Annotated in this window: 12 protein-coding genes; 4 read left to right on the top strand and 8 right to left on the bottom strand. The window is 65.5% G+C overall.

Translation table 11 applies throughout. The annotated features are described in order from the left end of the window. Positions 1 to 142 precede the first annotated feature (142 nt). Complete coding sequence (locus tag V5279_RS41935; RefSeq protein WP_338692711.1) at positions 143 to 862, top strand: DNA-3-methyladenine glycosylase I; 720 nt, start codon at positions 143 to 145, stop codon at positions 860 to 862. A gap of 108 nt (positions 863 to 970) precedes the next feature. On the opposite strand, the gene map is transcribed toward V5279_RS41935, so the two are convergent. Both map and V5279_RS41925 read right to left on the bottom strand, forming a co-directional pair. Next, on the bottom strand, positions 971 to 1795 hold the full coding sequence (gene map, locus V5279_RS41930; protein WP_029083114.1) for a type I methionyl aminopeptidase: 825 nt from the start codon (positions 1793 to 1795) through the stop codon (positions 971 to 973). A gap of 168 nt (positions 1796 to 1963) precedes the next feature. Next, on the bottom strand, positions 1964 to 3280 hold the full coding sequence (locus V5279_RS41925; RefSeq protein ID WP_338692708.1) for a mechanosensitive ion channel family protein: 1317 nt from the start codon (positions 3278 to 3280) through the stop codon (positions 1964 to 1966). A 323-nt stretch (positions 3281 to 3603) separates the two neighbouring features. Here V5279_RS41925 and V5279_RS41920 point away from each other — a divergent pair, with 323 nt between their 5' ends. After that, a complete protein-coding gene (locus V5279_RS41920) occupies positions 3604 to 5397 on the top strand; it encodes a potassium/proton antiporter (protein WP_338692706.1) in 1794 nt (597 codons plus the stop codon). A gap of 3 nt (positions 5398 to 5400) precedes the next feature. Here the strand turns inward: V5279_RS41920 and V5279_RS41915 are convergent, their stop codons facing one another. The 6 genes from V5279_RS41915 to mepA all read right to left on the bottom strand — a co-directional run bounded on the left by V5279_RS41915 (position 5401) and on the right by mepA (position 10793). Next, positions 5401 to 6294: a hypothetical protein gene (locus V5279_RS41915; RefSeq protein ID WP_338692704.1), complete on the bottom strand. Its 894-nt coding sequence runs from the start codon at positions 6292 to 6294 to the stop codon at positions 5401 to 5403. Between the two features lie 542 nt (positions 6295 to 6836). Next, positions 6837 to 7508, bottom strand: a complete 672-nt coding sequence (gene modC / locus V5279_RS41910; RefSeq protein ID WP_338692702.1) for a molybdenum ABC transporter ATP-binding protein — start codon at positions 7506 to 7508, stop codon at positions 6837 to 6839. A 2-nt stretch (positions 7509 to 7510) separates the two neighbouring features. Beyond that, complete coding sequence (gene modB / locus V5279_RS41905; RefSeq protein WP_338692700.1) at positions 7511 to 8206, bottom strand: molybdate ABC transporter permease subunit; 696 nt, start codon at positions 8204 to 8206, stop codon at positions 7511 to 7513. A 2-nt stretch (positions 8207 to 8208) separates the two neighbouring features. Further along, positions 8209 to 8994 (bottom strand): molybdate ABC transporter substrate-binding protein, encoded by a 786-nt coding sequence (gene modA / locus V5279_RS41900; RefSeq protein ID WP_338692698.1) that lies wholly within the window; start codon positions 8992 to 8994, stop codon positions 8209 to 8211. Positions 8995 to 9186: 192 nt separating this feature from the next. Continuing rightward, the gene (locus V5279_RS41895) at positions 9187 to 9696 is read right to left on the bottom strand and encodes a hypothetical protein (protein WP_338692696.1); all 510 of its coding nucleotides are present in this window, start codon (positions 9694 to 9696) and stop codon (positions 9187 to 9189) included. A gap of 149 nt (positions 9697 to 9845) precedes the next feature. Continuing rightward, positions 9846 to 10793, bottom strand: a complete 948-nt coding sequence (gene mepA / locus V5279_RS41890; protein ID WP_338692694.1) for a penicillin-insensitive murein endopeptidase — start codon at positions 10791 to 10793, stop codon at positions 9846 to 9848. A gap of 390 nt (positions 10794 to 11183) precedes the next feature. On the opposite strand from mepA, the gene V5279_RS41885 reads away from it, so the two are divergent. Continuing rightward, positions 11184 to 11408 (top strand): L,D-transpeptidase, encoded by a 225-nt coding sequence (locus V5279_RS41885; RefSeq protein WP_338692692.1) that lies wholly within the window; start codon positions 11184 to 11186, stop codon positions 11406 to 11408. A gap of 454 nt (positions 11409 to 11862) precedes the next feature. Further along, complete coding sequence (locus tag V5279_RS41880; RefSeq protein WP_414645976.1) at positions 11863 to 14058, top strand: putative bifunctional diguanylate cyclase/phosphodiesterase; 2196 nt, start codon at positions 11863 to 11865, stop codon at positions 14056 to 14058. Positions 14059 to 14143 lie beyond the last annotated feature (85 nt).

The following is a 14143-nucleotide window of genomic DNA, read 5'->3' as shown; positions in this document are numbered from 1 at the left end:
CGGGTGATGCCACCGCAAATGGGTCCTGGCTTTTGCCAGAACGACGATCGTGTGTGAGGCGCCCACTTCCCCGGTTTGCCACGATGCGACGGGCGAATTACCGTTCGCTGCAACGGTTCGAGATCGAAAAGGGGAGGACGGCGTGACGTCATTCAAGGTGATCCGCGCGCGCGCCGAGAAGCGCAAGGGCGGGCCGAAGGCACTGGCGAAATTGCTGCGGCCGCCGGCGGGCGCCAAGGTGCTGGCAAAGCTCGGCGACGACCACGTGCTGGCCGAGATGGCCAGGCGCGTGTTCTGCGCAGGCTTCGCCTGGAGCGTGATCGACGCCAAATGGGAGGGTTTCGAGCAGGCGTTCCTCGGCTTTCAGCCCGCCAACCTCGCCTTCAAATCAGATGAATTCTGGGAGAAGCTGACCAGCGACACAAGGATCGTGCGCAACGGCGCCAAGATCATGTCGGTGCGCGACAATGGCCGCTTCGTGCAGGAGATCGCGCGCGAGCACGGCAGCTTCGGCAAATTCCTCGCGGCATGGCCGTCGTCGGATGAGGTCGGATTGCTTGATCTGCTGGCCAAGCGCGGCAGCCGGCTCGGCGGCAACACCGGGCAGATGCTGCTGCGCTTTCTCGGCTGGGATGGCTTCGTCACCTCGCGCGACGTCGTCGCCTGCCTGCGCGATGCCGGCCTCGATATTGCCGAGGAGGTCAAGTCGAAGCGCGATCTCGCCAAGGTACAGGCGCAATTCAACGCCTGGGCGGAGGAGACCGGGCTGTCCTATCTGCATTTGTCGCGGATCTGCGCGATGTCGATCGGCGAGAACCACACGCCCGAGGAGATCGTCGAGCGGACGCGAAGCGATTATTGATCAAGCGTGATGACGTTAGATTGAGTAGCAACCGCATCGCATTAGATGCGACCTCCCCCGCAAGCGGGAGAGATACACCGAACTTGCCGCAGGAACGTTTCGACCTGCCTACACCTGAACCCAGGGCTTCTCGCCATGGCGCTCGGACAGCGTGAAGATCTCGACACCGTCGGCGGTGACGCCGACCGAGTGCTCGAACTGCGCCGACAGCGAACGGTCGCGGGTCACCGCGGTCCAGCCGTCGGACAGGATCTTCACATGCGGCTTGCCGAGATTGATCATCGGCTCGATGGTGAAGAACATGCCGGGCCTCAACGGCACGCCCTCGCCGGGGCGACCGATATGGATGATGTTCGGCTCGTCGTGGAACAGGCGGCCGAGGCCATGGCCGCAGAAGTCGCGCACCACGCTCATGCCTTGCGGTTCGACATAGCTCTGGATGGCGTGACCGATATCGCCGGTAGTGGCGCCGGGCTTCACCGCCGCGATGCCGCGCATCATCGCCTCATAGGTCACCTCGATCAGCCGCTCGGCCTTCCGCGCGATGGCGCCGATCGCATACATCCGGCTGGAATCGCCGTACCAGCCGTCGACGATGAAGGTGACGTCGACATTGACGATGTCGCCTTCCTTTAGCGGACGATCGCCCGGCATGCCGTGGCAGACCACGTGATTGATCGAGGTGCAGGTCGAGTAGCGATAGCCGCGATACATCAGCGTCGCCGGATAGGCGCCGTGGTCGAAGGCGAACTTGCGGACGAAGTCGTCGATATCGGAGGTCGGGACGCCTGGCTTGACGAGGTCGGTCAGCGCATCGAGGCATTTCGACACCAACGCACCGGCCTTGCGCATGCCGGCAAAGCCGCTCTGCCCGTGCAGCTTGATCTGGCCGGTCTTGCGAAGCGAGGTGTCGGTGGCGTCGATATAGCTCATGGGCGGGGCGTTTCTTGGGGCAAGGGGCTGATTTCAGGCTCTAATTTAATGATCGGCGCGCCCGGTGCAAGCCAAGGTTGGGCATGGGGACAATGCCCAAACTGCTTGATTTTGCGGCCCAATCCGGAACAGCGGCCGCTCCTTGTCCGAAAAAACTGTGTTCAAATGCTAGCTGGAGACCTCGACCACGCTCTCGACCGGCGGCGCGCCGCCGCGGATCCGGAGTTCCCGCACCGGATAGGGCACCCTGATGCCCTGCTGCTTGAAGGCGTCCCACAGCGCCAGCATGACGTCGCTCTTCACATTGTCCATGCCGTCGGGATCGGCGATCCAGAAGGTCAGAGAGAACTTCATGCCGAGCTCGGCGAATTCGGTCAGGATGCAGTTCGGCGGCTTGCCCTTGAGCGCGCGGGCGTGGGCCGCGGCGGTCTCGATCGCGAGCTTGCAGACCAGTCTCGGATCGGCGTCGTAATTGGCGGCGAAGGCGATCTTCACCAGCGTATTCTTGTCGGTATAGGTCCAGTTGGTGACCTTCTGCGTCACCAAATCCTCGTTCGGGATCAGGAACTCGCGGCCGTCGCCGGCGGCGACCGAGATGTAGCGGGTTTTCATCGCGCTGATGCGGCCCTGGCTGTCGCCGATGGTGACGAGGTCGCCCGGCTTCACCGATTTGTCGACCAGCAGAATGATCCCCGAGATGAAGTTGGCGACGATCTTTTGGAGGCCGAAACCGATGCCGACGCCGACGGCGCCGGAAAGCACCGCCAGAGCCGACAAGTTGATCCCGACGGCACTCAAGGCAATGGCGACCGCGACCACCATCAGGCCGATGCGAATGATCTTGACCAACAACACCTGGATCGACGGGGTCAGGTCGGTCGAGCGGGTGATCTGGCCGTCGATGAAATTGCTGGCGATATTGCTCAGCCACAACGCTAGGATCAGCACCGCGCCGGCCTTGATCAGCAGCAGCGGCGACAGCCGCAGACCGCCCATGACGACGGCGAACGAATCCAGCGTGTCGGCCGCCCAATCGAGCTGGCCGACGATGCTGAGCGCCGCAACCACCCAGGCTGCGATCGACACCGTCTTGACGATGAAGGCGTTGTCGATCACCGAGGTTACGAGGCGGATCACGAGCCAGGCCAGCGCCAGCTTGGCGGAGACCGCGATCAGGTAGCTGCGGCTCGGCCATGTGGCGTGCCACATCACGATGCGCGAGATCACCATCAGCACCGCGAACACGGCGGTCGAGGCGCTCGTCACCATCACGCGGGCAAAGTGCCGGAGCGGCAGCGGCCACCGGCTCGCCAGCGACGACAATTCGACCCGTGAGTGAATGGCGGTATCGGCCGCGTAGGCGAGGCCCGCGGCGGCGAGGATGATGCCGAACTGCAGATAGAACCAGGGCGAGGCGACCTCGGCGCCGACCGAGCGCGCGGCCATTTGGATCGATTCCAGGACGTCCTTCCAGCTCATGTCCATCGGCAAATTCTCAACTTGCAGTGCGGGTCAGGCAAATGTGATTCGAAGGTGTTGGGAGATTCCCACAACGGCGCGCGCGCGACCATCGATACACCACAGTGTCGAGGCGCATTAGAGCGTTTTCGAGCGAAGTGGTCACCGGTTCGCGTGAAGAAAACGCGTCAGAACAAGAATCGAGAGCCCCGTTCCGATTTTATCGGAACGGAAAAGGATCTCGGGGCAGCGGGACCGGGCACATTGCCGCTTATGGCAGAAATCGTTTGGCGTCCCGGTGTGGCGACGATAAGGATGCAATTGCAAGTATTTGAGACCCCCGAAGGCGCATGGCATCCCTTGACTCCGTCAGTATAGCGATCCTGCTCGGCGCGGTGCTGGTGATGGCCGGCATCCTGTCGAGCCTGTTGGCATTGCGGTTCGGCGCCCCGTTGCTGCTGGTGTTCTTGCTGGTCGGCATGCTGGCGGGCGATTCCGGCCCCGGCCGGCTGCAGTTCGACGACGTCCGCACCACCTATCTGGTCGGCTCGGTGGCGCTGGCGCTGATCCTGTTCGACGGCGGCTTGAAGACGCGGTTTGCCAGCATCCGCACCGTGCTGGTGCCGTCGATGGTGCTGGCGACCGCCGGCGTGCTGCTCACCGCGCTGATCACGGCGCCGGTCGCCCGCTATGTGCTCGACCTCAACTGGACCGAGTCGCTCCTGGTCGGTGCCGTGGTGGCCTCGACCGACGCCGCGGCGGTGTTCCTCCTGGTGCATACCCAGGGCCTGCGCCTGCGCCCGCGCGTCGGCGCGACGCTGGAGGCGGAGTCCGGCACCAACGATCCGTTCGCGATCTTCCTCACTTTGATGCTGGTCGAGTTCATCTCGATCGGCCAGAGCTCGGCCTCGCACATCGCGATGGAGTTCATCCAGGAAGCCGTGCTCGGCGCCATCATCGGGGTGATCGGCGGCCGGCTGGTGGTGCTGGCGCTGAATTATGTGGCGCTGCCGCAGGGCCTGCATGCGCCGTTCGTCACCACAGCGGCACTGGTGATCTTCGGCGGCTCGCAGATCGTGCATGCCTCGGGATTCCTCGCGGTCTATCTCGCCGGTATCATCATCGGCAACCGGCCGACCCGCGCGCATAATTCGGTGGTGACGTTCCTCGACGCCGCGACCTGGCTGGCGCAGATCGTGATGTTCGTGCTGCTCGGCCTCCTGGTGTCACCGCATCGCCTGCTCTCCAGCGCCGGCGGCGCGGTGCTGGTGGCATTCGCACTGATGCTGGTGGCGCGGCCGCTGGCGGTGCTGATCTGCCTCGCGCCGTTCAAGTTCAACTGGCGGGAAAAGATCTTCATCGCCTGGACCGGGCTACGCGGCGCGGTCGCGATCTTCCTGGCCTCGATCCCGATGCTGGTCGGCCTGTCGAAGGCCTATCTGTATTTCGACGTCGCCTTCGTCGTCGTCATCATCTCGCTGTTGCTGCAGGGCTGGACGCTGGGACCGGCGGCACGGCGGCTGCATGTCGCGCTGCCGCGCGCCGAACGCGGCCCGCGTCGCGTCGAGCTCGACCTGCCCGGCCAGCTCGAGCAGCAGCTGGTCGGCTATCCGGTGCGGCCCAAGAGCCTGTATTTCCGCCGCGGGCTGATTCCGTCGTGGTCGAAGCCGACACTGGTGATCCGCGACGAGCGGATCCTGACGCCTGTCGAGGCCGATCCGGTCGCGCCGGGCGACTACATCTATCTGCTGGCGCCGCCGGAGCGCGCCGAGGCGCTCGACCGCTTCTTCGTCGACATGGCGCCATCGAGCACGCCCGATCCGCATCTGCTCGGCGACTTCATGGTCTCGGGCGAGCATACGCTGGGCGAGCTCGCCGAGATCTACGGCGTCAAGGTCGATGAGCACCAGGCCAAGCTGACGCTTGCGGATTATTTCGACATCAATCTCGACCGCGCGCCGAAGGAAGGCGCCGAGCTTGCGCTCGACGAGATCGTGCTGGTGGCGCGCAGCATCAGCGGCGGCCGCGTCAACGTCGTCGGCCTGCGGCTGCCGGAGGAAGAGGAGGAGGTCGCGCCACAGACGCGGATGCAGACCGTGCGGCGCAAGCTCGCCGATATCTGGGCGTCGGTGGCGGGGGTCTGAGCGCTACTGCTTGCGCAAGAACTGCGAATCCGGCGCGAACTTCTTGATCATCTCGGACAGGCCGTCGTCGGCCGGCGGGCCGGGCGAGTCCGGCTTGGGTTCGTCCTTGAACTTCTGGCCGGAAATCTCGGCCAGCGCCGCGAGCAGCGTCTCATCGAGATCGTCGGCCGCTGTCTTTCCGGCTGGTCGCTTCGCGAGCGGTATGATGGCGGGCGGAGGTGGCAACGGCGCCGGCGGCGCGGGCTTCGGCTGGTTGGGCGCGACGGCGCGGGCGTCCTGCTCGGGCTTCGCCGCGATCGGCGCGCGCTCCGGTATCGGTGGAGGCTTGGGGGTATCCGCCCGTTTGGCGGCGGCCTGGCTGACGGCGGCGATCAACGATGCTTCGAGATCGGCGGGAGTCTCAGCCGGGATCGGCATCGGCGGCGGCGCGGCGGGCTTCGTGTCCCGGGGCGCGCGACCGAACAGCGGTTCCCGCTGGTTCGCCGTCGGCGGCCGGTTCTCGGTTGCCTTGCTGGGCTCCCTGCCGGGCTTGAAGAGACCCGCGCGTTCGGCGGCGAGCCTGGCGGAAGCCTCCTCGACGGTGGCGAGCAGGGACGATTCCAGCGCATCGGCGGGATTGCTCGGCGGTATCGGCGGCGCCGCTGGCTTGGCGACAGGGGCGACCACCACCTTCGGCTCCTGCCGGGGCGGCACCGGCACCGGCGGCGGCCGCGATACCTCGACCACCGGCGGTGGCCGCGATGCCTCGAGCGGTGGGGCCGGCGGGACCGGCTGACCGCTGCGGGCGCGCGCGATTATGCCGTCGACGATCGCCCCCCAGGCGGCTCTTGTCGGGGGCGGCGAGATAGCTGGCCGCCAGCTCGTCGACATATTGCGGGCCATAGTCGGCGAGGACATGCGCGATCTGGGCCAGATCAGGATCGCTCTCGACCAGCCGTCGCCACGCCTCCCGGTCGTAGGGCGCGCCGTTCTTGTCGGGCCAAGCCACCCGGCGCGGCTGACGCTGAGGTCCGGCGTCCTGGCCGGTGACCGGGGCGAGGGTCGGCGGCCGCAGCCCGGCACTGAGGCGCGGAGGGGTAAATCCCGCGGCTGCCGGCGCGGTATCATCTGCCGGGCTTCGGCGGCGTTCGGCGACCTGCAGCGCGATCAGGCCGACGCCCATCAGCAGGAAGCCGAGCGCGGCCCACGAAATCGTGGCGCACAGCACCGCGCCGATCAGCAGCAATACCCAGCCTGTCAGTCGCACAATGTGCCCTTCCCCATGCCCGATCGGATGTCCCGATGCGGGCCTAGCAGACAAGATTGGCTATCTTATGCCGACTTTCGGAAAAACGGCCAGCTAGAGCGTTTTCGAGCGAAGTGGACACCGGTTCGCGTGAAGAAAACGCGTCAAAACAAGAATCCAGAGCTCCGGTTCTGATTCAATCAGAACCGAAGCTCTAGGCGCCGGATGTCAGCACCTTGACACCGCCGAACGCGGTCACCTGGCCGCGGCGCAGCATCACGATCTGGGTGGCGAGCTGGCGCAGCTCGGCCGCGTCGTGGCTGACATAGACCATGGGGACGCCGGCCTCGTCCCGCAGCCGCACCAGATAGGGCAGGATCTCGAGCTTGCGGCTTTCGTCGAGCGCGCCCAGCGGCTCGTCCAGCAGCAACAGCCGCGGCTTCGACAACAGCGCGCGGCCGAGCGCGACGCGCTGGCGCTCGCCGCCGGACAGCTTTCCGGGGCGGCGGTCGAGCAGGGCGCCGATGTCGAGCAGGTCGACGACGCGCTTGTGTTGCGCGGGATCATCGGCGAGACCGTTCATGCGGCGACCGTAATCGAGGTTCTGCCTGATATCGAGATGCGGAAACAGCCGTGCGTCCTGGAAGACGTAGCCGATCCGGCGGCGCCAGGTCGGCACGTGGATGCCGGCGGTGGTGTCGTCGACGGTCTCGCCATCGATCACGATCGTGCCGCGGTCCGGGCGCAACAGTCCCGCGATCGTGTTGATCAGCGAGGTCTTGCCGGAGCCGGACGCGCCGAACAGGCCGGTGACGCGGCCCTCGCTGGTGAACGATGCCGCAAGCGTAAACTCGCCGAGCTGCTTGGTGATGTCGACGCGCAGCATCGCTATTGCCCGTGCAGGCGCGCGGTGGCGCGGCGCGCGAACACCTCGGCTCCGACCAGCGCGCCGACCGCGAGCACGACCGAGATGATGACGAGCCGGGCCGCGGCGGTGTCGCCGTCCGGCGTCTGGATCAGCGAATAGATCGCCGATGAAATGGTCTGGGTCTCACCGGGAATGTTGGAGACGAAGGTGATGGTCGCGCCGAACTCGCCGATCGCCTTGGCAAAGCCGAGCACCATGCCGGCCAGCACGCCCGGCAGCGCGAGCGGCAGCGTCACCGTTGCGAACACCCGCCACGGTGCGGCGCCGAGCGTCTCGGCGGCCTGCTCGAGACGGCGATCGACCGCCTCGATCGAGAGACGGATCGGCCGCACCAGCAGCGGAAACGACATCACGCCGCAGGCCAGCGCCGCGCCAGTCCAGCGGAAAGCGAACACGATGCCGAGATGATCGGCCAGCCAGCCGCCGACCAGGCCGCGTTTGCCGAAGGTCAGCAGCAGCAGATAGCCCGTGACGACCGGCGGCAGCACCAGCGGCAGATGCACAGCGGCATCGAGCAGCGACTTGCCCCAGAAGTCGCGCCGCGCCAACAGCCAGGCGAGGGCGATTCCAAACGGGGTCGCCACCAGCGTTGCGATGATGGCGACCCGCAGCGACAGCAGGATCGCCGTCCATTCGGTCGGCGAGATCTCAAACACGCTCAGGTCGTCGGGCTGATCAGGAAATTGAAGCCATACTTCTCGAGGATCGTCTTCGCCGCCGACGAACGCAGGAAGGCGAGATATTCCGCGGTCTCCGGCTTCGCGGTCGTGGTCGCCGCGACCGGATAGATGATGGCCGGATGGCTGTCGGTCGGGAAGGTGCCGACGATCTTGACGCCGGGCTCGACCTTGGCGTCGGTCGAGTAGACGATGCCGAGCACGGCTTCGCCGCGCGCCACCAGCGTCAGTGCCGCGCGTACGCTGTCGGCCATCGCGAATTTCGGCTCCGCCGCCTGCCATGCACCGAGCTTCTCGAGCGCGGCCTTGGCATATTTGCCGACCGGCACCGCCTTGACGTCGCCGGTCGCGATCCTGCCGTCGCCGGCGAGCTTGGCGAGATCGAAGCCCGGTCCGATGTTGACGTTGTCGATCTTGGAATCCTTCGGCGCGATCAGCACGATCGAGTTGCCGAGCAGGTTGACCCGGGTCTGCTCATTGATGTTCTTCTGCTTGATCGCGTAGTCCATCCAGTCGGTGTCGGCGGAGACGAACACGTCGGCCGGCGCGCCCTGCTCGATCTGTTTTGCCAATGCCGAGCTTGCGGCATAGCTGGCGCTGATCTTGACGCCGGTCTTGGCGGTGTAGGCCGCATTGATGTCGTCGAGCGCGTTCTTCATCGAGGCCGCGGCAAAGACGGTGAGCGTCTTGTCCTCGGCGCTCGCGGGCGAATGGATCGCGCCGAGCAGGATGACGAAGGCAGTGAAAAGTCCGGCAAGTCGTGACATGGAAAGCGCTCCGTGCGAGCTCGCGCGCGAACCAGCGCGCGCAAATCAGGCGTTGGGTGAAGTCTGGCCTGCGACGGACGGAAGCGCTCTTCCGCTGGTCCCCGAAGGACTTACGGTCCTCAGGGATATCGCACTGCAAACATAGCAGGCTGAGGCTTACGGTAAAGGCGACCGTTTGTCTAACGGGTCGTCCTATTCATCCGACGGCTGGATCGCGATCGACAGCGAGTTCTCTTTTGAGCCGCTGACCTGCAGCACGAAGGGGCTGGCGGCGAGGTCGTATTTCATGGTCTTGCGGATACCGTCGCAATCGGTCGCCCCGCTGAACGCCTTCGGCTTCAGGAAATGCCCGTCCTGCACCAGGTCGACCCAGGCGCCGGCCGAGAGGCTGACGGTATAAAGCCCGGCCTTCGGCGCGGCCTTGAAGCTGGTGAAGCCGGCGAAGGTGCCGTCCTTCGGCGCGCGCTCCGGCGGAGTCGGCAGTTTGGCGTCGCTGGGCGTGACCAGCGCCAACGTGATGGCGGTCGATGGCAATGCGGTCTGCTCGCTGCCCGAGGCGAGCTTGGCGCGATCCGGCGCGGTTAGCGCGGCGCGTGCGCGGTCGATCGACCATTTGAACTTGTCGCAGCCGCTCGGCTCTTCCGCTGCGAAAGCGGGAACTGAGACGAGCAGGAGCGATGCGGTGAGGAGCGATTTGCGCATGTCTGGTCCATTAAGATGATGACGGATGAAACAGATCAGCGGCCCCGATCCCATCGCTCGAACGCGCTTACGGCGCGACGGCGTGAGATCATAACGCAGTTCGAGCCGGCCGGCATAGCCGCCTGACGAAGATGTTATTGCCTTGGATGCTACTGTTTGGCGTCGGGCGCGTTCAGCACCGCCTTGCAGTCCGCCGGTAGCTGCGCCAGCGTCATCGGCGGCCGCGGTTTCGGCGGCTTCGGCGGCGGCTTTGGATGCAGCACCGAATCCTTGAACCAGTAGGCGAGGTCGGACGGCTTGCAGCCTTCGTCTTCCGCTTGCGGCTTCTGTCCCTCGCATTCGGGGCTGCCGGACGGACATCGCATGCGGATGTGGAAATGGTAGTCGTGACCCCACCACGGTCGGACCTTCGATAGCCAGCTGCGGTCGCCCCTGGCGTCGCGGCACAACGCCTTCTTGATAGCGGGATTGACGAAGATGCGCTGCACTGCCGGCTCCCGCGCGGCATCGCGGATGACGAGCGCATGAGCCGGCGTGAACACGCGCGGATCGATGTCGAGCCGGTCGTCGCGCACCATCATCACCGCCGACATCTCCTCGCGATCCTCGCGCGACAATTTGCGATCCGGCATCGGCGTCAGCCAGATATCGGCGTCGAGCCCGATCTGGTGGCTGGCATGACCGGTCAGCGCGGGGCCGCCGCGCGGCTGGCCGATATCGCCGACCAGGATGCCCGGCCAGCCGGCATCCTTGTGCGCGTTGACCGCGAGCCGCTTCAAGAGCGCGATCATGTCGGGGTGACCCCAGTAGCGGTTGCGCGACAGGCGCATCACCTGCCAGCTGTCGCCGTTGAGCGGCATCTGCGCCGCGCCGGCAAGGCAGCCCTTGGTGTAGCCGCCGATCGACCGCGTCGGCATCGCCGCGGGCAGCACCTTGCGTGCGAACAGCTCCTTCGCCCCGATCTTTGGATCGTTAGGGTTAGCGAGCGGCGGCAATGGCTGCGGAGCGAGCGAGCCCTTGTCCTGCGCCCGCGCGGATACGGTGCAGGCGACGAGGATTGAGATCAGGAGCGGGATCAGACGAAGGCGGGGTGTCATTCGGATCACTCTGTCGGCGCGAGGCTAGCATGGATTCGAAGCAGGCGGACCGCGCATTCATCCCATTTGCTTGATCGCCCACAAGACGGATTAAGATTACCCGCGGCTTCCTGGCGCGCATGTGAGCAACGCCACTTTACAAGCACACGTTGCAGGCGACATCATGCCCGCAATAATTCAGGGTAGGCGTCATTATGACAAGCGCATGCGTACGGCTGGCGTTTGCCGCCGCGATCGCCGCGTCGACATTGGCATTGTCTCCGGCGCGGGCCGACATCGTCGTTCACATCGACAAATCGTCCCAGCGCATGGCGGTCAGCGTCGACGGCGCGACGCGCTACAACTGGCCGCCGCGGCTATGGCACGCCGAGCGGAGTCTTCCGTCCGCAGATGTTGGCGCGCCGCTGGTACTCGCGGAAGTATTACAACTCGCCGATGCCGCACTCGATCTTCTTCCATCGCGGCTTTGCCATCCATGGCACCTACGAGCTCACGCGTCTCGGCGGGCCGGCCTCGCATGGTTGCGTGCGCCTGCATCCCTCGCACGCAGCACAGCTCTATGGGCTGGTCGAGCGCAACGGCCGCGGCGGCACGCGGATCCAGATCACCAACTAGAGCGTTTTCGAGCGAAGTGGACACCGGTTCGCGTGAAGAAAACGCGTCAAGACAATAACCTAGAGCTTCGGTTCTGATTCAATCAGAACCGAAAATGCTCTAGCCGGCATGGCACGCAGGCGGGCAGAAGCGCGCAGCGGCTTAACCCTGCGATAACCCTGTCACATGCTGGCAAACATTGATGCGCTTGCAGCGCATTCGGCGCATTCATTGGGCATTCGCGCGCCGATTTACGCTTCCTTCACCACGCTTCGGTGCTTCCGCGCTGCAAATCTGCGCTGTTCGTCGCTTGCACACCGCCGGCAACTCGCGCGTGGCGTGAACTCGCCTGCAAAGCAGGCATGCCCTGATATCTCATACAGCGCAGCGCTTCGCCAAGAGATACCAATTTTTCAGAGACTTATCGCAGAAGTATCGCCGAGCTGGAATGCGCGTGGGGCGTGCGATACCGATGATGCGGCCGAAGAAGATCAAGAAACCAAGCCAGGCCAAACTGGCCCGCTCCCGGGGGCGCCGGCCCCAAGCGGTGCCGAAAGTGTCCGGCAGCTCGCGCCGCCCAGCTGTCGAGATCGGCGAGCTGGTGCGCCAGCGCGCGCAGGCTGAGGCCGCGATCGCCGAGGCGCGCAAGTCGAACGCGCGATTGCGCGAGGCGATCGACATCCTGCCGCAGGGCATCGTGTTCCTGGACCCCGAGGGCCGCTACACGCTCTGGAACAAGAAATACTCGGAAATCTACAAGCGCAGCTCCGATCTGTTCGAGCACGGTGCGCGCCTGGAAGACACTATCCGCATCGGTGTCGCGCGCGGCGATTATCCCGAGGCCAAAGGCCGCGAGGAAGAGTGGATCTCCGAACGGGTCAAGAAGATGTACCAGCCGGGCGAACGGCACGAGCAGGTGCTGGCCGACGGCCGCGTGGTATTGATCGAGGAGCGACTGACCTCGGATGGCGGCATCGTCGGCCTGCGCGTCGACATCACCGAACTGAAGCAGCGCGAAGCGTCGTTCCGCCTGCTGTTCGACGGCAATCCGGTGCCGATGATCCTGTGTGCGCTCGACGGCGAACGGATCCTCGCCGTCAACGACGCCGCGATCGCGCATTACGGCTACGTCCGTGCCGAATTCGAGCGAATGACGATCAGGAGCCTGCAGGCGTTCGACACCGAATTGCCCTGGGCCGCCGGCCGCAGCAGCGACGAACAGGCGGCGCGGACCTGGAAGCATGTGCGCGCAGACGGCACGCTGATCGACCTTGCGATCTATTCGCGCCAGCTGATGCATGGCGACCAGCCGGCGATGCTGCTCGCGCTGATGGACATCACCGAGCGCAAGCGCGCCGAGGCGCGGCTCGCCTTCATGGCCCAGCACGACAGCCTGACCGGCCTGCCCAACCGCAACCTGCTGCGTCAGCAGATGGACGAGATGCTGCAGCACACCCGCCGCTCGACCGACAAGGTTGCGGTGCTGATCCTCGGGCTCGACAATTTCAAGGCGGTCAACGAGACGCTCGGCCACGGCATCGGCGACAAGCTGTTGCGCGGGGTCGCCAAGCGCCTGCGCTCGACGCTGCGCGAGGAAGATGCGTTGGCGCGCCTCAACTCCGATGAATTCACCATCGTGCAGGGCGGCGTGATGCGGCCTGAGGACGCGGTGCTGCTGGCAAGGCGGATCCTGGACGCGATCGGCGAGCCGTACCTGCTCGAGGGGCATTCGGTGGTGATCGGCGCCAGCATCGGGATCGCGATGTCGCCCGGCGATGGCGAGGATTCCGAAAAGCTGTTGAAGAGCGCCGACATGGCATTGTCGCGCGCGAAGAGCGAATTCCGCGGCACCTTCTCGTTCTTCGAGGCCGAGATGGATGCGCGCGCCCAGAGCCGCCGCAAGATCGAGATCGATTTGCGCGATGCGATCCAGAACGAAGGCCTGCGGCCCTATTACCAGCCGCTGGTCGATCTCGCGAGCGGACGCATCACCGGCTTCGAGGCTTTGGTGCGCTGGCCGCATCCGGAGCGCGGCATGATCTCGCCCGGCGAGTTTATCCCGGTGGCGGAGGAGACCGGCCTGATCAACCCATTGGGCGCGCTGATGCTGCATCGCGCCTGCATGGATGCGGCGCAATGGCCCGATGACGTGCGCGTCGCGGTCAATCTGTCGCCGCTGCAATTCCGCACCGGCAATCTGCTGGCGCTGATCACCGACGCGTTGCGGCAATCCGGCTTGCCGGCGCGGCGGCTCGAGCTCGAAATCACCGAGACGCTGCTGCTCGAGAAGAGCAGTCAGGTGCTGGCGACGCTGCATGCGCTGCGCGCGCTCGGGGTGCGGATGTCGATGGACGATTTCGGCACCGGCTATTCGAGCCTCAGCTATCTGCGCAGCTTTCCGTTCGACAAGATCAAGATCGACCAGTCCTTCGTGCGCGACCTCGGCTCGAACCCGGACGCGCAGGCGATCGTGCGTTCGATCGTCAGCCTCGGCATGGGGCTCGGCGTCACCATCACCGCCGAGGGCGTCGAGACCGAAGCGGAGCTGAGCTGCCTGCGCGCCGAAGGCTGCCACGAGGGACAGGGTTTTCTGTTCAGCCGCGCGCGGCCGAACGCCGAGGTGATCAGCCTGCTGAAGGCGCAGCGCGTCGCGACGGCGCTGGTGGCGTAGCAGAGCCTAGAGCGAGAAATTGTTGCCTCGAATCGAGCGTCGGGCTCCGCTTACCTCGCCCCGCGTGCGGGGAGAGGTCGGAACG

Origin of the sequence: Bradyrhizobium sp. 26S5, assembly GCF_036923295.1 — a bacterium.
In the GTDB taxonomy this organism is placed as follows: domain Bacteria; phylum Pseudomonadota; class Alphaproteobacteria; order Rhizobiales; family Xanthobacteraceae; genus Bradyrhizobium; species Bradyrhizobium septentrionale.
This window is presented reverse-complemented; position numbering and strand designations above follow the sequence as displayed.

Excerpts from the sequence above, each read along its gene's own strand:
- map (WP_029083114.1), bottom strand. The coding sequence starts at position 1,795 with ATGAGCTATATCGACGCCACCGACACCTCGCTTCGCAAGACCGGCCAG.
- V5279_RS41925 (WP_338692708.1), bottom strand. The coding sequence starts at position 3,280 with ATGGACATGAGCTGGAAGGACGTCCTGGAATCGATCCAAATGGCCGCG.
- V5279_RS41920 (WP_338692706.1), top strand. The coding sequence starts at position 3,604 with ATGGCATCCCTTGACTCCGTCAGTATAGCGATCCTGCTCGGCGCGGTG.
- V5279_RS41915 (WP_338692704.1), bottom strand. The coding sequence starts at position 6,294 with ATGTCCTCGCCGACTATGGCCCGCAATATGTCGACGAGCTGGCGGCCA.
- modC (WP_338692702.1), bottom strand. The coding sequence starts at position 7,508 with ATGCTGCGCGTCGACATCACCAAGCAGCTCGGCGAGTTTACGCTTGCG.
- modA (WP_338692698.1), bottom strand. The coding sequence starts at position 8,994 with ATGTCACGACTTGCCGGACTTTTCACTGCCTTCGTCATCCTGCTCGGC.
- V5279_RS41895 (WP_338692696.1), bottom strand. The coding sequence starts at position 9,696 with ATGCGCAAATCGCTCCTCACCGCATCGCTCCTGCTCGTCTCAGTTCCC.
- mepA (WP_338692694.1), bottom strand. The coding sequence starts at position 10,793 with ATGACACCCCGCCTTCGTCTGATCCCGCTCCTGATCTCAATCCTCGTC.
- V5279_RS41885 (WP_338692692.1), top strand. The coding sequence starts at position 11,184 with ATGTTGGCGCGCCGCTGGTACTCGCGGAAGTATTACAACTCGCCGATG.
- V5279_RS41880 (WP_414645976.1), top strand. The coding sequence starts at position 11,863 with ATGCGGCCGAAGAAGATCAAGAAACCAAGCCAGGCCAAACTGGCCCGC.